At 60.9% G+C, this 19,551-nt stretch carries 21 protein-coding genes and 2 tRNA genes; 11 read left to right on the forward strand and 12 right to left on the reverse strand.

The genetic code is table 11. The features are described 5' to 3' along the window. Positions 1–8: 8 nt before the first annotated feature. From pheT to KIG99_RS00320, 7 genes are all read right to left on the reverse strand, one after another. Complete coding sequence (pheT, locus tag KIG99_RS00290; protein ID WP_226458236.1) at positions 9–2,384, reverse strand: phenylalanine--tRNA ligase subunit beta; 2,376 nt, start codon at positions 2,382–2,384, stop codon at positions 9–11. Then, positions 2,381–3,427: a phenylalanine--tRNA ligase subunit alpha gene (pheS, locus tag KIG99_RS00295; RefSeq protein WP_226458237.1), complete on the reverse strand. Its 1,047-nt coding sequence runs from the start codon at positions 3,425–3,427 to the stop codon at positions 2,381–2,383. The genes pheT and pheS overlap by 4 nt, the downstream gene beginning before the upstream one ends. 127 nt (positions 3,428–3,554) lie before the next feature. Further along, entirely contained in the window at positions 3,555–3,914 is a 360-nt protein-coding gene (gene rplT / locus KIG99_RS00300) for a 50S ribosomal protein L20 (protein ID WP_226440096.1), read from the reverse strand. An 11-nt stretch (positions 3,915–3,925) separates the two neighbouring features. Further along, the gene (gene rpmI / locus KIG99_RS00305; RefSeq protein ID WP_168656359.1) at positions 3,926–4,123 is read right to left on the reverse strand and encodes a 50S ribosomal protein L35; all 198 of its coding nucleotides are present in this window, start codon (positions 4,121–4,123) and stop codon (positions 3,926–3,928) included. A 143-nt stretch (positions 4,124–4,266) separates the two neighbouring features. Continuing rightward, the gene (gene infC, locus KIG99_RS00310) at positions 4,267–4,821 is read right to left on the reverse strand and encodes a translation initiation factor IF-3 (protein WP_319002416.1); all 555 of its coding nucleotides are present in this window, start codon (positions 4,819–4,821) and stop codon (positions 4,267–4,269) included. After that, entirely contained in the window at positions 4,821–6,737 is a 1,917-nt protein-coding gene (gene thrS / locus KIG99_RS00315; RefSeq protein WP_226458238.1) for a threonine--tRNA ligase, read from the reverse strand. Before thrS ends, infC begins: the two co-directional genes overlap by 1 nt. A gap of 131 nt (positions 6,738–6,868) precedes the next feature. After that, positions 6,869–6,945, reverse strand: a tRNA-Val gene (locus KIG99_RS00320). Between the two features lie 120 nt (positions 6,946–7,065). On the opposite strand from KIG99_RS00320, the gene KIG99_RS00325 reads away from it, so the two are divergent. Further along, the gene (locus KIG99_RS00325; protein ID WP_226440099.1) at positions 7,066–7,266 is read left to right on the forward strand and encodes a SlyX family protein; all 201 of its coding nucleotides are present in this window, start codon (positions 7,066–7,068) and stop codon (positions 7,264–7,266) included. An 8-nt stretch (positions 7,267–7,274) separates the two neighbouring features. Continuing rightward, the gene (locus KIG99_RS00330) at positions 7,275–8,258 is read left to right on the forward strand and encodes a DHH family phosphoesterase (RefSeq protein WP_226458239.1); all 984 of its coding nucleotides are present in this window, start codon (positions 7,275–7,277) and stop codon (positions 8,256–8,258) included. Between the two features lie 4 nt (positions 8,259–8,262). Here KIG99_RS00330 and KIG99_RS00335 read toward each other — a convergent pair whose 3' ends face one another. After that, positions 8,263–9,189, reverse strand: coding sequence for a bestrophin family protein (locus KIG99_RS00335; RefSeq protein WP_226458240.1), 927 nt, complete (start codon positions 9,187–9,189; stop codon positions 8,263–8,265). A 123-nt stretch (positions 9,190–9,312) separates the two neighbouring features. After that, positions 9,313–9,397, reverse strand: a tRNA-Leu gene (locus tag KIG99_RS00340). Positions 9,398–9,450: 53 nt separating this feature from the next. Between KIG99_RS00340 and hpnC the strand changes: the two genes are divergently transcribed. Genes hpnC through hpnE form a run of 3 tightly spaced genes read left to right on the forward strand, consistent with a single transcriptional unit; the run spans position 9,451 to position 12,326 of the window. Next, complete coding sequence (gene hpnC, locus KIG99_RS00345; protein ID WP_226458241.1) at positions 9,451–10,260, forward strand: squalene synthase HpnC; 810 nt, start codon at positions 9,451–9,453, stop codon at positions 10,258–10,260. A 4-nt stretch (positions 10,261–10,264) separates the two neighbouring features. After that, entirely contained in the window at positions 10,265–11,098 is an 834-nt protein-coding gene (hpnD, locus tag KIG99_RS00350) for a presqualene diphosphate synthase HpnD (protein ID WP_226458242.1), read from the forward strand. A gap of 7 nt (positions 11,099–11,105) precedes the next feature. Beyond that, positions 11,106–12,326 carry a hydroxysqualene dehydroxylase HpnE gene (hpnE, locus tag KIG99_RS00355; protein WP_226458243.1) on the forward strand — a complete coding sequence of 407 codons (1,221 nt, stop codon included), beginning with the start codon at positions 11,106–11,108 and terminating at the stop codon, positions 12,324–12,326. Between the two features lies 1 nt (position 12,327). Here the strand turns inward: hpnE and KIG99_RS00360 are convergent, their stop codons facing one another. Next, positions 12,328–12,711, reverse strand: coding sequence for a hypothetical protein (locus tag KIG99_RS00360; protein ID WP_226458244.1), 384 nt, complete (start codon positions 12,709–12,711; stop codon positions 12,328–12,330). Positions 12,712–12,819: 108 nt separating this feature from the next. Continuing rightward, positions 12,820–13,776 carry an alpha/beta fold hydrolase gene (locus tag KIG99_RS00365; RefSeq protein ID WP_226458245.1) on the reverse strand — a complete coding sequence of 319 codons (957 nt, stop codon included), beginning with the start codon at positions 13,774–13,776 and terminating at the stop codon, positions 12,820–12,822. 173 nt (positions 13,777–13,949) lie between these two features. On the opposite strand from KIG99_RS00365, the gene pqqA reads away from it, so the two are divergent. The 5 genes from pqqA (at position 13,950) to pqqE (ending at position 17,382) form a co-directional block, all read left to right on the forward strand. After that, positions 13,950–14,024 (forward strand): pyrroloquinoline quinone precursor peptide PqqA, encoded by a 75-nt coding sequence (gene pqqA / locus KIG99_RS00370; protein WP_141353941.1) that lies wholly within the window; start codon positions 13,950–13,952, stop codon positions 14,022–14,024. Positions 14,025–14,237: 213 nt separating this feature from the next. Next, on the forward strand, positions 14,238–15,158 hold the full coding sequence (gene pqqB / locus KIG99_RS00375) for a pyrroloquinoline quinone biosynthesis protein PqqB (protein ID WP_226458246.1): 921 nt from the start codon (positions 14,238–14,240) through the stop codon (positions 15,156–15,158). A 15-nt stretch (positions 15,159–15,173) separates the two neighbouring features. Continuing rightward, positions 15,174–15,965: a pyrroloquinoline-quinone synthase PqqC gene (pqqC, locus tag KIG99_RS00380; protein WP_226458247.1), complete on the forward strand. Its 792-nt coding sequence runs from the start codon at positions 15,174–15,176 to the stop codon at positions 15,963–15,965. Next, positions 15,965–16,240 (forward strand): pyrroloquinoline quinone biosynthesis peptide chaperone PqqD, encoded by a 276-nt coding sequence (gene pqqD, locus KIG99_RS00385; RefSeq protein WP_226458248.1) that lies wholly within the window; start codon positions 15,965–15,967, stop codon positions 16,238–16,240. The genes pqqC and pqqD overlap by 1 nt, the downstream gene beginning before the upstream one ends. Continuing rightward, positions 16,237–17,382, forward strand: a complete 1,146-nt coding sequence (gene pqqE / locus KIG99_RS00390; protein WP_226458249.1) for a pyrroloquinoline quinone biosynthesis protein PqqE — start codon at positions 16,237–16,239, stop codon at positions 17,380–17,382. Before pqqD ends, pqqE begins: the two co-directional genes overlap by 4 nt. 892 nt (positions 17,383–18,274) lie before the next feature. Here pqqE and KIG99_RS00395 read toward each other — a convergent pair. Next, a complete protein-coding gene (locus KIG99_RS00395) occupies positions 18,275–18,949 on the reverse strand; it encodes an ABC transporter ATP-binding protein (protein ID WP_226458250.1) in 675 nt (224 codons plus the stop codon). On the opposite strand from KIG99_RS00395, the gene KIG99_RS00400 reads away from it, so the two are divergent. Beyond that, positions 18,948–19,550 (forward strand): arylesterase, encoded by a 603-nt coding sequence (locus KIG99_RS00400; protein WP_226458251.1) that lies wholly within the window; start codon positions 18,948–18,950, stop codon positions 19,548–19,550. The two genes, KIG99_RS00395 and KIG99_RS00400, sit on opposite strands and share 2 nt — an antisense overlap. Position 19,551: the final 1 nt, after the last annotated feature.

The following is a 19,551-nucleotide window of genomic DNA, read 5'->3' on the forward strand; positions in this document are numbered from 1 at the left end:
TTTTTCCATCAGGCACGCAGTTGAGCACCGAATTCCTGATCAAGACAGGACACCAGTTGCTGCAGGGCAGCATCAACTTCAGAATCTAGCAAAGTGCGTTGAGTATCTTGCATAACTATCCGGAAAGCAAGACTTTTCTTGTTTTCCGGAACGCCCTTTCCGACGTAAACATCGAACAATTGAACGTCCTTTACGAGCGCCGGCAACTGCGCCTTGAGCGCATCGAGCAAGACCTGCAACGCAATATTTTGATCAACCACCACAGCCAGATCGCGGATCACCGGCGGGAACTTGGAAACCTCGGAAAAGACCGGAACCTGTGCCGCCTTGACTGCATCGAAATCGAGTTCGAACACGACAGGCGCAAAAGGCAAATCGTATTTCTGCACCCATTCCGGATGCAACTCACCCAGACAACCGATTTCGCGGCCATCAAGCAGAACGCGTGCCGCACGCCCCGGATGCAAGGCCGGGTGCACCAACTTCTCGAAGCGCAGGGCGGCCGGCGCCAACAACGCCTCCAGATCGCCCTTCACATCGAAGAAATCAATCTTGCGCGAACCGCTCCCCCAACCTTCCGGCAGAGCGCTGCCGTAGGCCAGGCCAGACAACTTCCAGACTTGCGCAAAACCGGCTACCGGAACAGCGGCCACATCACGCTGGAACGCACGTCCGGTCTCGAACAAGCGAACACGACTCTGCTTGCGCTTGAGATTGGTCACCAGATTCGAAATCAGGCCGCCAAACAGCGTCGACCGCATGACGGCCATCTGGCTGGCAATCGGATTGGCCAGACGAATCAGATCGGCATTGGCAGCAAAATCAGCCTCCCAGGCTTCCTCGACAAAGGCGAAATTCACCACTTCCTGATAGCCGCGATCAACCAGCAATTGACGAACGCGAGCGGCCGGGCGTTGGGCTTCGGGCTGCACCATCATTTTCAGGTTGCCGCGCGGCGCCGGAGCCGGAATATTGTCGTAGCCGTACAGACGGGCGATTTCCTCGATCAGGTCTTCCTCGATCTCGATATCGAAGCGCCAAGTCGGCGGGATGACCAGGAAATCGTCACCTTCGCGAACAAAAGGCAAACCCAAGCCAGCAAACAAGCCGGCAATCTGCTCCGGGGAGAAAACCATGCCGATCACAGCACAGGCACGCGCCGTGCGCAGACGCACCGGCTTGCGCGCCGGCATTTCGGCGCTGGCCTCGCTTACCGGACCAGCGGCACCGCCACAGATATCGATGATCAGCTGCGTGGCACGCTCGATGGCACGGCGAGCACCGCCGAAATCGACGCCGCGCTCGAAACGATGCGAGGCATCGGAGCCAAAGCCGTAACGACGGGCCCGACCGGCAATGGCCTTCGGTGAAAAGAAGGCCGACTCGAGGAACAGCTCGCCGGTTTCCAGCGTGATACCGCTCTCTTCGCCACCCATGATGCCGGCCATGGCCAGCGCCTTGACGTCGTCGGCAATGACCAGGATATCGGCATCGATAGCGATGGTTTGCTCGTTCAGCAACAACAGCTTTTCTTCCGGCTTCGCCATGCGGGCATGCACAACACCTTCCAGCCTGGTGTTGTCAAAGGCATGCAACGGCTGACCAAGTTCAAGCATCACGTAATTGGTCACATCGACCAGCGCCGAAATCGAGCGGATGCCGCTGCGCTCGAGGCGACGCTTCATCCATTCCGGGGTCGGCGCCTTGGCGTTAACGCCCTTGAGGACGCGACCGAAATAAAGCGGGCAGGCTTGCGGCGCATCCAGTACGACGGCACGCTGATCGGCGATGGTCGCAGCAACTTCGGGCACATCGATAAGCTTGGCCTGGGCGCCGGCAATGGCTGCCACTTCGCGCGCCACACCGGTCAACGACAGGCAGTCGGCACGATTCGGCGTCAGTTTGAGCTCAAACTGCTGGTCATCGAGATCGAGATACTCGCGGATCGACTGACCCACCGGGGCATCAGCCGGCAGCACCAGCAAACCCGAAGCCTCTTCGGCAATGCCGAGTTCCTTGGCCGAGCAGAGCATGCCGGACGATTCGATGCCGCGCACCTTGGCGATCTTGATGATGAAATCGCCAGGCAGCTTGGCGCCGGGCAAGGCGCACGGAACACGCAGACCGACGGCGACATTCGGCGCGCCGCAGACGATGGTCGTCGGCTCGCCGCGGCCGGTATCGACCTTGCAAACGTTCAGACGATCGGCATCGGGATGCTTGACCACTTCGAGCACCTGAGCGACGACGACGTCGTTGAATTGGGGCGCAACCGGCTCCAGGCCTTCGACTTCAAGGCCGGCCATGGTCAGCAGATGGGAAAGCTCCTCGCTCGACAGCTCGGTGTCGACCAGGGTACGCAGCCAGGATTCAGAGAATTTCATGCGAATTGCCTCAGGAAACGGAGGTCGCCTTCAAAGAAGAGGCGCAGGTCATTAACGCCATAACGCAGCATGGTCAGACGATCCTGACCGAAGCCGAAGGCGAAGCCGGTGTATTTTTCCGGATCGATGCCGGCGATGCGCAGCACATCCGGATGCACCATGCCGCAACCGGCAATTTCCAGCCAGCGGCCTTCGAGCGGACCGCTCATGAAAGCGACGTCGATTTCGGCAGAAGGCTCGGTAAACGGGAAGAAAGACGGACGGAAGCGGACCTTGAGATCATCGGTCTCGAAGAAGCTGCGCAGGAAATCGGCAATCACGCCCTTGAGGTCGGCAAACGAAACCCCCTCGCCCACCCACAGACCTTCGACCTGATTGAACATCGGCGAATGCGTCGCATCGGAATCGACACGATAGACGCGGCCCGGCGCAATGATGCGGATTTCGGGCATTTTTTCGAGTTGACCGTACCTGGCGACATGCGCCTGCATGTAGCGCGCCTGGATCGGGCTGGTATGGGTCCGCAGCAGCACCTTGTCGGCGACCGTGCCGTCCGGGTTCTGCAGGTAAAAAGTGTCGTGCATCGAACGCGCCGGGTGATCCTCGGGCGTGTTCATTGCCGTGAAATTGAAAAAGTCTTCCTCGATCTCGGGACCATCGGCCACTTCGAAACCGATCGAACGGAACAGGGACTCGATCCGTTCCAGCGTACGCGTCACCGGATGCAAGCCACCGCGCGCTTCAGCGCGACCGGGCAGCGTGACATCGAGCGCCTCTTCGGCCAGGCGCGCTTCCAGCGCAGCCTTGCGAATGGCCTCGCGACGCTCGTTGAGCGCGGCTTCAACCGCCGTCTTGGCGACGTTGATCGCGGCACCGGCAGTTTTCTTCTCTTCCGGCGGCAGCTTGCCCAGGCCCTTGAGAAGTTCGGTGATCTGCCCGCTCTTGCCAAGGAAACGGGCTTTTACCTGCTCCAGCGCATCGGGGTCAGAAATGGCAGCGAACGCCGTCCGGGCTTCGCTAACGATTTGATCGAGATTGTCCATAAACTTCCACCAACAAAACGCACGTTTCAGTGAAGGCTCATGCCGGCATAGCCGACGTGAAGCCGCAAAGCGGCGGCTAAAACTAAAAAAGGAGGCTTGCGCCTCCTTTTTTTAATTACGCTTGAGCTCAGGCGCCGAGCTTAGCCTTGGCTTGTGCGGCCAGGGCAGCAAATGCCGGCTGATCAAAGACAGCCAGATCGGCCAGGACCTTGCGGTCGACTTCGATGTTTGCCTTCTTCAGGCCGTTCATGAAGGTGCTGTACTTCATGCCCAGCTCGCGAGCTGCTGCATTGATACGGGCGATCCACAGGGAACGGAACTGACGCTTGCGTTGACGACGGTCACGGTACTGATATTGACCAGCCTTCATCACCGCCTGTTTGGCGATGCGATATACATTCTTGCGACGACCGCGGTAACCCTTGGCCTGAACGAGAATCTTCTTGTGACGCGCGCGCGCCGTTACACCACGTTTAACTCTAGGCATCTCTTATCTCCTTATGCGTAGGGCATCATGGCGCGGACAGAAGCCGTATCGCGCGCGTTAACTTCAACCGAACCGCGCAGATGGCGTTTCACCTTGGTGGTCTTCTTGGTCAGAATGTGACGCTTGAAGGCTTGACCACGCTTGATGGAACCACCAGCGCGGACCGAAAAGCGCTTTTTGGCGCTGCTCTTGGTCTTCATTTTGGGCATTTAGATGCTCCTTAATGACATGCCAACAGGTGGTTCCCGGCGGGAACGCTTTCACTACCCGAAAGCACTTATTTTCTGCCGGCAAGCAATTATTGCCTGCCAGCAGTACTGCCTCACCCGAGCCCGAAACCAGGCTCAAGCAATTACTGAATCTTTTTCTTGGCCGGCCCGATGATCATGATCATCTGGCGACCTTCCATCTTCGGCATCTGCTCGACCTGGCCAACAGCCTCCAGATCGTTCTTGATCCGTTCAAGCTGACGCATGCCGAATTCCTGGTGCGCCATTTCGCGACCACGGAAGCGCAGAGTCACCTTGACCTTGTCTTCTTCTTCCAGGAAGCGCGTCATGTTGCGCAGCTTGATCTGGTAATCGTTTTCGTCGGTGCCCGGGCGCAGCTTGATTTCCTTGACCTGAACCTGCTTCTGCTTCAGCTTGGCCTCGTGCGCGCGCTTCTGCTCCTGGTACTTGAACTTGCCGTAGTCCATGATGCGACAGACCGGCGGCTTGGCCATCGGTGCGATCTCAACCAGATCAACTCCAGCTTCTTCAGCCATCTGCAAGGCAGCGCGAATGCTGATCACACCCAGCTGCTCGCCTTCCAAACCCTGGAGACGAATCTCCGGTACCGTAATTTCTTCGTTGAGGCGATGCGCCTTGTTCTGAGCTATGGTAGAACCCCCGAAAACATCAATAATTAAGCCGTGCCACTACGCGCCGCAACTTCGTTTTGAAGCTGCTTGATCAGATCATCCACGGACATCTGTCCGAGATCCTGACCACCGCGAGTCCGCACGGCCACCAGTCCGTCCGCCTTTTCCTTATCGCCCACAACGAGCTGATAAGGCAGCCGGTTCAAGCTATGTTCGCGGATTTTATAGGTTATCTTCTCGTTACGCAAATCTGCTTCAGCGCGGAAGCCCGCCCGGTGTAGCTTTTGCGCGACTTCGGCAGCGTAATCGGCCTGCTTTTCGGAAATATTCAGTACCACCGCCTGCGTCGGCGCCAACCACATCGGCAGCGCACCGGAGAAGTTTTCGATCAGGATGCCGATGAAGCGCTCAAGCGACCCCAGGATGGCACGGTGCAACATGACCGGTACCTTGCGCGTATCGTCAGCCGCGACATATTCGGCACCGAGACGACCCGGCATCGAGAAATCGACCTGCATCGTGCCGCACTGCCAGGAACGACCGATCGCATCCTTGATGTGAAATTCGATCTTCGGACCATAGAAAGCCCCCTCGCCCGGCAACTCCGTCCACTCCAGACCGGAGGCGCGCAGACCGGCGCGCAGTGCCTCTTCCGCCTTGTCCCACACCTCGTCGCTACCCACACGGCTCTCCGGACGCAGTGCCAGCTTGACGGCAACATCGTTGAAGCCGAAGTCGGCATAAACCTTCTTGACCAGCGCATTGAAGGCCGTCACTTCGGCTTCAATCTGATCTTCCGTGCAGAAGATATGACCATCATCCTGAACGAAGCCGCGCACACGCATCAGACCATGCAAGGCACCAGTCGGCTCGTTGCGATGACAGGAACCGAATTCGCCGTAGCGCAGCGGCAGTTCGCGATAGGAGCGCAGATCGGCATTGAAGACCTGCACATGACCCGGACAGTTCATCGGCTTGACCGCGTAATCGCGATTTTCCGACGAGGTCGTGAACATATTGTCCTTGTAATGTTCCCAGTGGCCCGACTTTTCCCACAGCGACTTGTCAAGGATCTGCGGGCAGCGCACTTCGTGGTAACCGTTATCGCGGTAAACCTTGCGCATGTAACCCTCGATTTCCTGCCAGATCGCCCAACCCTTGGGGTGCCAGAAGACCAGACCCGGCGCCTCGTCCTGCATGTGGAACAGGTCGAACTGCTTGCCCAGACGGCGGTGGTCGCGCTTCTCGGCCTCTTCCAGCATGTGCAGATAGGCATCGAGATCTTCCTTCTTCGCCCAGGCCGTGCCGTAGATGCGCTGCAGTTGTTCGTTGCGATGATCGCCGCGCCAGTAGGCACCGGCCACCTTCATCAGCTTGAAGACCTTGAGCTTGGCCGTGGTCGGCACGTGCGGGCCACGACAAAGATCGATGAAATCACCTTCACGATAGAGCGAAACCTGTTGGTCGGCCGGAATGGCACCAATCAGCTCGGCTTTGTATTTTTCACCCAGACCAAGGAAGAAGTTGACCGCATCGTCGCGCGACCAGACTTCGCGACTGACCGGAATATCCTTCTTGGCCAGTTCGGCCATGCGCTTTTCGATGGCAACCAGGTCATCCGGCGTAAACGGGCGCTTGTAGGCGAAGTCGTAGTAGAAGCCGTTTTCGATGACCGGACCGATCGTCACCTGCGCTTCCGGGAACAACTCCTTGACCGCAAAGGCCAGCAAGTGCGCCGTCGAGTGACGGATCAGCTCCAGCCCTTCCGGATCCTTGTCGGTCACGATGGCCAGATCGACATTTTCTTCGATCAGAAAGGAGGTATCGACCAGCTCACCATTCACCTTGCCGCCGAGCGCGGCACGCGCCAGACCAGCACCGATACTCGCCGCCACTTCGGCGATCGTTACCGGCTGTTCAAAGGAGCGGATGGAACCATCAGGCAGTTTGATATCAGGCATGGCAAATCTCTAGGCGAAAAAAAAGTGCGGGATGAGCCGCACTTTTTGGTCAAACGAAGGCTGACTCGATTAGTGTTTCTGAACTGCAGTGCAAGTTCGGAAAAGCATCAATTCAGCTCCGTCAGGAATTTTGGTAGGCGGTATTGGAATCGAACCAACGACCTCCACGATGTCAACGTGGCGCTCTAACCAACTGAGCTAACCGCCTAAGGAAGCGCCGCATTATAGACCCTTAAACACCGATGTCAACAGCTTCTCGCGAAATTTCTCGAAGCCGGACAAAGGCCGCATACTTTGCAGTTGGCAATAACCCCGAACAGGTAAACCCGTGGAATCCAGAATCACCGATCTTGAGATCAAGATCAGCTATACCGAAGACCTCGTCGATGAACTGAACCGCATCGTCTATCGCCAGCAACAGCAGATCGACCTGCTCGCCAACGAGATCAAGAACCTGCGCGAACAGATGCAATCGGCCCAGCCCAACGAGACGCGCAGCCTGCGCGACGAACTGCCACCGCACTACTGAGACCGATCTTGCCCTGCATCATTTACCACGCCGACTGCCTCGACGGCTTTGGCGCCGCTTTTGCCGCCTGGCGGCATTTCGGCGACGCTGCCGAATATTTGCCCATGCACCACGGTCAACTGTGTGAAATGGGCAAAATTGCCGACCAGGATCTCTTCATCCTAGACTTTTCCTTTGCCCCAGAGGTACTGAAGGAACTGGCCGCGACAGCAAAATCGGTGACCCAGATCGACCATCACCTGTCAGCCCGCAAAGCCTGGAACGGCTTGCTGCAAGCCGGCGCAGACGGCAAACAAAGCTACCAGCACCCCGAACTGCCGCTACGGGTGATTTTCGATCTCGACAAATCCGGCGCCCGGCTGGCCTGGGAACACTTTCATCCAACCACCGCCCTGCCGCTCGCCCTCGCCCACATCGAAGACCAGGACATGTGGCGCTTTGCCCTGCCCGGCACGCGCGCCTTTTGCCGCGCCCTGCGCCAGCAGCCCTTCGAATTTTCAAACTGGGACGATATCCTGCAAGCAACCGCAGACCACAACTCGGCGCGCTACCGCAGCCTGCTCGAACAGGGTGTAGCCATTGAGTCCTTCTTCGGTAACGAGATCGAACGCCTCGCCAACAGCGCGCTGCGGATGCCGGCCCGCCTGCGTGGCGAGGCGATCGACGCGCTGCAGGCGGTGCGCCATGAGCAGGAAAGCTTGAGCAATGGTGAACAAAGCTGGCTGGCAATCAGCGGCACCGCCATCAATGCCAACGCCCTGTTTGCCTCGGAACTGGGCAATCGACTGGCAGAACAGAGCGGCAGCTTCGGTCTGATCTGGCAACTCGCCGGCGACGGCGAAGCCAAAGTTTCTTTGCGTTCGAAAGGCGACTTCGACGTTGCTGCGATCGCGCAGCGCTACGGCGGTGGCGGGCATCGCAATGCCGCCGGTTTTCGCCTGCCGGCCGGACAGTTCTTCGCGGAGATCCTGGCGCTCGGCGGCCAGGAATAAAAACTCAGTTCAGCACGTAATCGTGCGCGACCGGCGCTTCGCCGAGCGGCGCAAGACCCGCCATCTCGCAGACTGAGCACTCGATGGTGTGGCACAGCGCATCGAGCGCCAGGTCGTTCGGTTCGGTTCCGAACGGCTCCTCGATCTGCTCGCCGATGATTTCCAGCGCCAGAAAGGTATAGGCGACGAAAGTCGCGATCAGCGGCGTCAGCCAGCCGATACTGGTCGCCAGACCGACTGGCAGCAGCAGGCAATAGACCATGACCGTGCGATTCATCAGGACACGATAGGTGTAAGGAATCGGCGTGCTGGCAATGCGCTCGCAGGCACCGGATGTTTCGCCCAGGACGCTCAGACTCTTGTCGAGCGCCAGCCACTGCATCTCCGACAAGTTGCCACGCCGCTGTTCGTCGGCCAGCCGGTTGGCAAGTTGCAGCAAGACGATTTGCGGCTGGAAGCTGGCCGCAGCCACTTCGGCCAGCGCCGGCGCATCGAGACGCAGCGCCAGATCGGCGGCGGCATCGGTCTGCCGCAACTGGTGCTTGAGGGCAAAGGCAAAGGCCGACACAGCGCGCACCAGCTCCAGACGAAAAGCAGCATGCGATTCGCCGGGCAGGACGCTGACCACCTGCCGCACCAGCGAACGCGCCGCGATCAGGATACTTCCCCACTGCCGGCGCGCCTCCCAGAAGCGCTCGTAACTGACCGAGTTGCGAAAACCGAGAAAGATCGCCAGCGCCACGCCCATCAAGGTGAATGGCGGGATGCTCAGGGCCGAATTGGCATGCGCGCTCATCCACCACTCGCGGCTCAGCACGCTGACAACGGAGACGGCAAGCACCAGCGCCAGGCGCCCGACGATATTCGGCAGGACCGAGCCGCGCCAGACAAAAAGCAGACGAAACCAGTGATGGCGAGGACGAATGATCATGAAAAGGCAAAACTCCGGCGAAATCTGGCTGCGGCTGAAAACAAAAAGGCCGCTTATCCTCGGGATCAAGCGGCCCTGATGCAACCAGACTGTAAACATTTGCCTTTACCATCGTCGTTGCGATGGTGCCCAGGAAGGGACTCGAACCCCCACACCTTGCGGCGCCAGAACCTAAATCTGGTGCGTCTACCAATTTCGCCACCTGGGCAGGCGGCGCGCATTCTACCACTCAAAGCGCTTCCCCCCTATACTTGCCGCCCCATGCCCGTCGAACATTACGAAAACTTCCCGGTTGCCTCACTGCTCGTGCCGGCCCGCCTGCGCCGGCCGATCGAGGTCATCTATCGCTTTGCGCGCAGCGCCGACGACATTGCCGACGAAGGCGAGGCGACGCCGCCCGAGCGCCTGGCCGCTCTCGCCGCCTACCAGGCCGAGCTCGACCGGATCGCCAGCGGTCAACCGCCGCAAACTGCCCTTTTTGTCGATCTCGCCGCCGTCATCGCGCAGCACGCACTGCCCATCCAGCTTTTCCGCGACCTGCTTGACGCCTTTGCGCAGGATGTCGTCAAGAAACGCTATGCCGATTACCCGGAACTGCTCGACTACTGCCGCCGCTCGGCCAATCCGGTCGGCCGCCTGGTGCTGCACCTGTTCGGGCGCACCGAGCCGGAACACCTGGAACAGTCGGACTGCATCTGCAGCGCGCTGCAATTGATCAATTTCTGGCAGGACGTGGCGGTCGACTGGCAAAAAGACCGCGTTTACATCCCGCAGACCGATTTGCCGCATTTCAGGATCAGCGAAGCCGACATCGCCGCCGGGCGCTGGTCGGCCGAGTGGGCGGCCCTGATGGATTTCGAGATCGACCGCGCCAGTCGCCTGATGCAGCTCGGCGCGCCGCTCGTCCACGCCCTGCCCGGCCGGCTCGGCTGGGAAATCCGCCTGACCGTGCAGGGCGGGCTGCGCATCCTCGAACGCCTGCGCCAGGTGCGCGGCGACGTCTTCCACCGCCGACCCAAGCTCGGCAAGGCGGACTGGCTGGTTCTCGCCGTCCGCGCCTTTAGAATGTGAGCCCATGAGCCCCGAACAATATTGCCAGGAGAAGTGCGCCAGCAGCGGCTCCTCCTTCTACTACAGCTTCCTCTTCCTGCCGCAGGAACGCCGGCGCGCCATCATGGCGCTCTATGCCTTCTGCCGCGAGGTCGATGACGTCGTCGACGAATGCAACGACATCTCGCTCGCCTCGACCAAACTCACCTGGTGGCGCCAGGAAATCGAACGCGTCGCCGACGGCCAGCCGCAACACCCGGTCGGCCAGGCGCTGCAAGCGGTCAACCGCGACTTCAACCTGCCCAAGGAACAGTTGCTGGAAATCATCGACGGCATGGAGATGGACCTGCAACAGACGCGCTACCTCGACTTCAAGGGCCTGTCGCTTTACTGCTACCGCGTCGCCAGCGTCGTCGGCCTGCTCGCCGCCGCGATCTTCGGCTACCAGGACCGGCAGACGCAAAAATACGCGCACGATCTCGGCATGGCCTTCCAGCTCACCAACATCATCCGCGACGTCGGCGAAGATGCCCGGCGCGGCCGCATCTACATCCCGATGGATGAACTGAAGCGCTTCAACGTGCCGGCCGCCGACATTCTCAATGCCAAGTATTCGGACAATTTCACGGCCCTGATGCAGTTCCAGACCGAGCGTGCCGAACAATATTACGCCCAGGCTTTTGCCCTGCTGCCGGCCGTCGACCGTAAAAGCCAGCGGCCCGGCCTGATCATGGCGGCGATTTACCGCACCCTGCTCGACGAGATCCGCCGCGAGAACTTCCAGGTCCTGCACCAGCGCATTTCGCTGACGCCGGTGCGCAAGATATGGATCGCCTGCAAGACCTGGATTGCCGGCTAAACGCCACATGAAAGTCGCAGTCATCGGCGGCGGCTGGGCCGGTCTCGCGGCAGCAGTCGAGCTGACCGCCGGCGGCACCGCCACGACCCTGTTCGAAGCCGGCCGCGTGCTCGGTGGCCGGGCGCGCAGTGCGACGATAGACGGGCGCGAACTCGACAACGGCCAGCACATCCTGCTCGGTGCCTATCGCGAAACGCTCGCCCTGATGCATCAGGTCGGCGCCGATCCCGCCACACTCCTCGAACGCCGGCCGCTGCAGGTACGCGACAACAGCGGCTTTCGCATGGCGCTGCCGCATCTGCCGGCGCCGCTCAACCTGGCCTGGGGCCTGCTCGCGGCACGCGGCGTCGGTTTTGCGGAAAAACTGCGCACCGCGCTGTGGATGGACGGCATCAAGCGGCAGCAATTCCGGCTTGAAACCGACACCACGGTCGCCGCCTGGCTCGACGCCGCCGGCCAGACCGGCGCGCTGCGCCGCCACCTGTGGGAACCGCTCTGCCTCGCGGCGCTCAATACGCCGCCCGAGCGCGCCTCGGCGCAACTATTCGCCAACGTCCTGCGCGATAGCCTGGGCAGCCCGCGCCGCGCCGATACCGACCTGCTGCTGCCGCGCGCCAATCTCGGCCGCCTGCTGCCGGAACCGGCCGCCGCCTGGCTGCAGGCACACGGCGCTGAAATTCGCCTGAAAACACGCGTCGACCGTCTGGAAACCACCAGCGATGGCGTTCTTGTCGACGGCCAGCCTTTCGCCGGCGTCGTCATCGCCTGCGCCGCGCAACATGTCGCCATGCTCTGGCCGGAAGCGGCGACCGCTTACGACTACGAGCCGATCGCCACGATCTACCTGCAATTCAGCCCGGAAACGCGCCTCGATTTTCCGCTCGTCAGCCAGCTGGGAAATCACGGCCAGTGGGTCGTCGACCGCCAGGGCGGACTGCTCGCCTGCATCCTGAGCGGCCATGGCGATTGGGAGGCACTGACTGACGAGGCGCTCGCCGACGAACTGGAAAGCGAGCTCAACCTCACCACAAAGGCCAGCTGGCGCAAGGTGATCCGTGAAAAACGGGCAACTTTTTCCGGTCGACCGGATATCGCCCGCCCCGCCTGCACAACCAGCCATCCCGCCGTTTTCCTCGCCGGCGACTACACCTGGGCCGATTACCCGGCGACGCTGGAAGGCGCCGTACGCAGCGGCCGCCGCGCCGCGCAGCACCTGCTCAAAATCTGAATCAGACGACCTGCAGGTCGTCGCCGCAACTGACCAGCACCTTGATGCCGCGCCCCTTGAATTCACCGACCAGCCTGGCGAACTCGCCGCGCCGCCAGGCATCCGGGCGGTCCGGCGTAACGTAGAGCACGACATCCTCGCCGTGATTGGTGGTGCCGATCACGACGCGCGAGCGATCCGGCCGCAAAGCCGCCGCAATCGGCTTGTCCAGACTTTGCGTCTGTAGCCAGATGCATTCATAAACCCGGCACGACTCCGGCCGCGTTTCGTAAATCCCGCAACCGACGCCGATCTTGCAATCGGCGCACCAGGTGTTGGCCGGCTTGTCGAGCTCGCGGATTTTCAGGACCTTGCAGCACACCGTGCAGCCATCGCAACTATGCATAGCACCTCACTCAAAAAAACAGATTTCAATATTCGGCCTATCAGCCCGGTCGACCGCTACGGCAGTGCAATATCCGGTCGGACATCGAAACAAGAATCTGACAGCAACTCACCGCCAACCGGCCGCCAGGTGCGCCAGAGCGGCACGCATCGCCCCTTGCATTGCCGGCGCAAACGGATCGTGACCGACCCCGGGCACCCCGTCGCAAGTTGCGGACGGCAGACGCTCCAGCAACGCGGATGCACCAGCTGGCGGGCAGACCAGATCGCTCATGCCTTGCACGACGCGAACCGGAAGCCCCGCCGCCGCGACAGACACGGCAGCAGAAAACACCGCATTGTCCGGCAGGAAGCAGGATTGACCGAAGTAATGGCATTGCAGGCGGTATCGTTGCAATAGCCCAGCAATCTCGCCAGCCGACAAGCTGCGTACCGGACTGCCGCTAAGCGCGCTCTCCCAACCGTGCCAAGCCTCGACCAATGACTGCAGTCGTACACTGCCAGCGGTTGCAAACTCTTCGACCAGCCAGGGCAACATGGCGCCGGGCGCGCCCGGTGCCCCGAGCTTTTCCCAGGCGTGCCAGGCAAGCGGGAAGTGCGCCTTCTGCCCGCCGAAGAAGGCATCGAAATCGCAGGCCCGCGCCAGAAAGGGATTGCGCAACAGGAGTCCGCCGACGCATTGCTGATGGGCTGCCGCATAGAGCAGTCCGAGCGTAGCTCCCCAGGAGCCGCCAACGACCAGCCAGCGCTCGAAGCCAAGAGCACGGCGCAGACTTTCGATGTCATCGAGCAGGTCGACCGTCGTGTTGTACTCGCAACAACCGGCCGGCTCGCTGCGCCCAGCGCCCCGCTGGTCAGGCAGAACGACGCGATAACGCCCGGCGGCAAAAAACTGCAGGTGCGCCCGCGAATTGCCCGAACCCGGCCCGCCGTGCAGGACCAGCACAGGAATTCCGTCCGGCTCGCCATGCTCTTCGACATAAAGCCGGTGGCCGCCGGCAACCGGCAACCATGCGGCAGATATTGGCAAGGAGGCGGGTGAAAGATAACGCACGCACTGATTCATGCCAGCGATTCTAACTGTCCGCGAAGAGATGCTGCCAGGCACGCCAACATCTCATGAAAATCTGTAGGGGGTATTCATGCTTATCGCGTGGCACGCGCCGGGAGGCTGCGCCATAGTGCATTTCACCGGCGCCACTCCGCCGGCCTCTACCAACAAACCAAGGAGACTGTGCCATGAAATGGGAAACCCCGACCGCTTGTGACTTCCGCTTCGGCTTTGAAATCACGATGTACATCGCCGCCCGCTAAGGAATACGCCGTCATCGCGGCTTAAGTGTAGTACTGCAAGCTATTCGGCACATAAAACTGCGCCTTTACCCCCGTGGCTGCGTTACAAATCCTCGCGATACCCTTGGTATCGCTGCGGTTTGCGCCTTGCCACAAGGGCAAATGCATCAGTTTTATCAAGCACCTCATAGCATGCAGCACTACACTGGCTGGCGATGACGGCTCCAATCAATCATGAAACTGATCATTCTCGGCGCCTCGGCCGGCGGCGGCTTCCCGCAGTGGAACTGCAATTGCCGCAACTGTGCCGGCCTGCGCGACGGCAGTGTCCGCGCCAAGCCGCGCACCCAGTCATCGATCTGCGTCAGCGCCGACGACGGCAGGGACTGGGCCCTGCTCAACGCCTCGCCCGACATCCTGCAGCAGATCAAGGCAACGCCCGAACTGCAGCCCAACCGTGCCCTGCGCGATACCGGCATCGGCGGCATCCTGCTCGTCGACGGCCAGATCGACCACGCCACCGGTCTCTTCATGCTGCGCGAGCAGAAATCCAAGATGCCGCTGTGGTGCGCCGAGCCGGTCTACGAAGACCTGACCACCGGCAACCCGGTGCTGCGCGTGCTTGAGCATTACTGCGGCGTCGAGCATCACGACCTGCCGCTCGATGGCTCAGCCTTTAACATGCCGAAAGTGGCCGGCCTCGAGTTCTCGGTGCTACCGCTGTCCAGCAAGGCCGCGCCCTACTCGCCGCACCGCGAAGCCTCGGTCGATGGCGACAACGTCGGCGTCAGCATCACCGACAAGTGCAGCGGCCGCAAACTATTTTACGCCCCGGGCCTCGGCGCCCGGACGGCTGAAGTGCACGCCCGCATGGTCGAAGCCGATTGCGTGATGGTCGACGGCACCTTCTGGACCGACGACGAAATGATCGTCGCCGGCTTGTCCACCAAGACCGCCCGCGACATCGGCCACCTGCCGCAATCCGGCCCCGGCGGCATGATGGACTGGCTGGACGAGCTGCCGAAACACGTGCGCAAGATCCTCATCCACATCAACAACACCAATCCCATCCTCGACGAAAACTCGCCGCAGCGCGCCGAACTGACCCGGCGCAGCATCGAGGTCGCCGAAGACGGCACCCGCATCACCATCTAACAAAGAGAGACAGCCATGATCCGAGCCGACATCCTTGCCGAATCCCACGACGCCGACGACGGCCGCCCGGCCTGGAGCCGCGAAGAATTCGAAGCGCAATTGCGCGAGAACGGCAAGGCCTATCACATCCACCATCCGTTCAACGTCATGCTCAATACCGGCCACGCCACGCCCGAGCAGATTCGCGGCTGGGTGGCCAACCGCTACTACTACCAGATCGCCATTCCAGTGAAGGACGCGGCGATCATGGCCAACTGTCCGGACCGCGAAGTACGCCGCGGCTGGGTGCAGCGCATCCTCGACCATGACGGCTTCGAATACGGACTGCCGAATGGCGAGAAGATGGTCGATCTGGGCGGCATCGAAGCCTGGATACGCCTCGGTGAAGCCGTCGGCCTGACCCGCGAGGAAATTATCGACCTGCGCCACGTGCTGCCCGGCGTCCGCTTCGCCGTCGACGCCTACATCAACTTCGCCCGCCGCGCCCCGTGGCAAGAGGCCGTCTGCTCGTCGCTGACCGAACTGTTCGCCCCGGTCATCCACCTCCAGCGCCTGGCCACCTGGCCTGGGCACTACCCGTGGATCGAGTCGTCCGGCCTGCAATATTTCCGCAACCGGACCAGCCAGGCGCCGCGCGACGTCATCCAGGGCCTCAATGTCACGCTCGACTACTTCCGCACCCGCGCCATGCAGGAACGCGCCGTGCAGATCCTCAAGTTCAAGCTCGACATCCTGTGGTCGATGAACGACGTCATGGGCCAGCACTACGGCACCAACGGGGTCACCGCCGAACGGAAAGTCGCCTGATGGACGGCACACCGCGCCTCGGCCATGGCTTCCGCTTCCAGTGGGAGCCAGCGCAGCAATGCCATGTGCTGCTCTACCCGGAAGGGATGATCAAGCTAAACCAGAGCGGCGGCGAGATCCTCGCCCGCTGCGACGGCCAGCGCGACATTGCGGCCATCGTTGCCGACCTTGAAACAGCCTTTTCAGCCAGCGGCTTGCGCGGCGACGTCGAGGCCTTTCTCGCCATGGCCATCGAAAAGCGCTGGCTGCGCCTCGACAGCGGAGCCCTGGCATGAATACCCCGGCCAAAATCGGCCCGCCGATGTGGCTGCTCGCCGAAGTCACCTACCGCTGCCCGCTGCACTGCGTGTTCTGCTACAACCCGGTCGATTTCGCCAAACATGAAGCCGAACTGAGCACCGAAGACTGGCTGCGCGTGCTGCGCGAAGGGCGCGAGCTCGGCGCCGTGCAGTGCGGCTTTTCCGGTGGCGAACCGCTGCTCCGCGACGATCTGGAGATACTCATCGGCGAAGCCCGCCAGCTCGGCTACTACACCAACCTGATCACCTCCGGCATCGGTCTCACCGAAGCGCGCCTCGACGCCTTCAAGGCGGCCGGCCTCGATCACATCCAGCTCTCCTTCCAGGACTCAACCAAGGAGATCAACGATTTCCTGACCCACACGCGCACCTTCGACCTCAAGCAAAAGGTCGGCGAAATGATCAAGGCGCGCGGCTGGCCGATGGTCATGAACGTTGTCATCCATCGCCTGAACATCGACCACATCGGCCGCATCATCGAAATGGCCGACGAACTCGGTGCCGAATACCTCGAACTCGCCAACGCCCAGTACTACTCGTGGGCGCTGCTCAACCGCGACCAGCTGATGCCGTCGCGCGAGCAATTACGCCGCGCCGAGGCCATCACCAATGAATGGAAGGAAAAGCTGGCCGAACGCATGCGCATCCTTTTCGTCGTCCCCGACTACCACGAAGGCAAACCGAAGAAATGCATGAACGGCTGGGGCAACGTCTTCCTGACCGTAACGCCGGACGGCACGGCGCTACCCTGCCACACCGCCCGCATGCTGCCCGGCCTGAGCTTCCCGAACGTCCGCGACAGCAGCCTGCGCGAGATCTGGTACGAATCAGAAGGCTTCAACCACTACCGCGGCACCGGCTGGATGAAAAAGCCCTGCCGCGACTGCGACCACAAGGAAGAAGACCTCGGCGGCTGCCGCTGCCAGGCCTACCTGCTCGCCGGCGATGCCGACGCCGCCGACCCCGTCTGCCCGAAAAGCCCGCACCATGAAATCGTCAGCAGCGCGCTGGAAAATGCCTCCCGGCCCGAACGCCAGACGCAAGCCCTGATTTTCCGCGACCCAAAGGAAAGCCGGCGCTTATGCCAGGAAGGGGAAACGCCAGTTTCGGGGGTCTGAGAGGTCGCCAAACCAGGCACACGGTCAACCGGAAAAAATCTCCCAATTTCACATGATGGGTGCTTGGGGCTGCACGGCGATGGAGTTGTTATCTGTCACACCTTCCGCATGACCGACCTGCTGAGCCGAAGGGTGACGGGGCGTTTCGTACCATTTGCGAACATAGGCCGTTTGGGAAAGCGACTGTAGGGGGAAAACCCAACACCCGTCAGGCGGTTGGATTGAGCGCTGGATTAGTGCAGGTCTTTGATACCTTCATAAGCAAAATACAAAAGCACCGAATGTATAGAAAACAACGGAAGTATGCGGTGCAAGCCAGCACAATTATTGGCTTCGCTGCATCGTTCGGAGGTTCTCTGAAGGAAAAACATCGTAATCGGATACGTTCCGATAATGAATGCAGGAAGAAATGCTCGGTAGGCAACAACAAAAATTAGTTGCATGACCCAGATGGGAGAACTAAGCACCAGCAATAGTAGAGAAAGCGTCGAGACTATATAAAAGACTCTTGAGAATGCCATTGCAAACCCTAGCAGTTAATAGATGAACCGATGGGCCGCCTAAGCTTATTCAAACCGATGCCAAAGAAACATCGAATCTTCAAGGAGTCACAAGGCTTTCCAGGCACTTTGTTCGCTAATTTACCTACAAAAATGAGATAGGCGAGCAAGTATCTATCCTGATTGCATTTTCCTCAAGGTAAATGTCCGGTTTGTGGTTAAGCGCTTGAAGGACCGCTCCTGGCCGAAAGTGTGAGCCCAGGCTTTCCAAAACTGCAAAAACCCGCCAACTCGCGCCGATCATCACGATGGCCGGCGACGCGCTAGACAACTTCGGTAAAAGCCTGGTTTTCTACGGTCAACCGTAAAAAATCAGCCAAATTCAAAATTCTTCAGTCAGCCAGTCGCCCGGACTGGATACGCAGGATGCGGCCGCAACGCGCTGCAATCGCCTCGTCGTGCGTGACCAAGATCAGCGTCGTGCCTTCCTTCTCATTGAGCTCGAACATCAGGTCGATGATCTGTTGCCCGGTCGCGGCGTCGAGATTGCCGGTCGGCTCGTCGGCCAGGACCAGGCGCGGCGCAGGAGCGAAGGCGCGGGCCAGGGCGACGCGTTGCTGCTCGCCGCCGGACAGGTGTTTCGGATAATGCTTGAGGCGGTGGCTCAGGCCGACCCGCTCCAGCCAGCTCTGCGCCGTAGCGGTCGACGCCTTCGCACCGGCCAATTCCAGCGGCAGCATGACGTTTTCCAGCGCGGTCAGCGAAGGCAGCAACTGGAATGACTGGAAGACGAAACCGAGCAATTTGCCGCGCTGCACGGCGCGTGCATCCTCGTCGAGGCTGGCCAGGGCCAGGCCGTCGAGACGGATTGCGCCGGCGCTCGGCACGTCCAGGCCGGCAAGCAAGCCGAGCAGCGTCGACTTGCCGGAACCCGAGGCCCCAACGATCGCCACCGTTTCGCCCGGCATGACCGAAAAGGAAATATCCTGCAGAATGATCAGCGGCTCGCCACCGTTATCGACGGTCTTGCCCAAACCCACCACTTCAACGACTGGTTGTCCTGCCATGCGGCTCGCTCTCTTCCTGTTGGTCCTGCTCTTTTCCACGCTCCCGGCCCAGGCCGCCAAGACCGTCCTGGTCATGGGTGACTCACTGTCGGCCGGTTACGGCATTCGCCCGGAACAAGCCTGGCCGGCCCTGCTCGACAAACGCCTGGCGGAAAAACGCCTTGATTATAGCGTCGCCAACCTGTCGATCTCCGGCGAAACCACGGCCGGCGGGCGCGCCCGGCTCGCCGCCGCCCTGCGCCAATACCAGCCGGCCGTCGTCGTCATCGCACTCGGCGCCAACGACGGGCTGCGCGGCCTGCAACTGGTCCAGATGCGCGACAACCTCAGCGCCATGACAACCGCCGCCCAGGCCGCCGGCGCGCGCGTGCTGCTCGCCGGCATGCGCCTGCCGCCCAATTACGGGCCGTACGCTGAGGAATTCCGCAGCAGTTTCGCGACCGTGGCAGGTAGCCGAAAGGCGGCGCTGCTGCCTTTCCTGCTCGAACCGGTTGCCAGCCAGCAGTCGCTGTTTCAGGCCGATAACCTGCATCCGACCGCCGCCGCACAGCCTTTAATCCTCGATCACGTCTGGCCGGCCCTGCTCCCCTTGCTAAAATAGG

The sequence above is a fragment of the Quatrionicoccus australiensis genome (assembly GCF_020510425.1).
Classification (GTDB): domain Bacteria; phylum Pseudomonadota; class Gammaproteobacteria; order Burkholderiales; family Rhodocyclaceae; genus Azonexus; species Azonexus australiensis_A.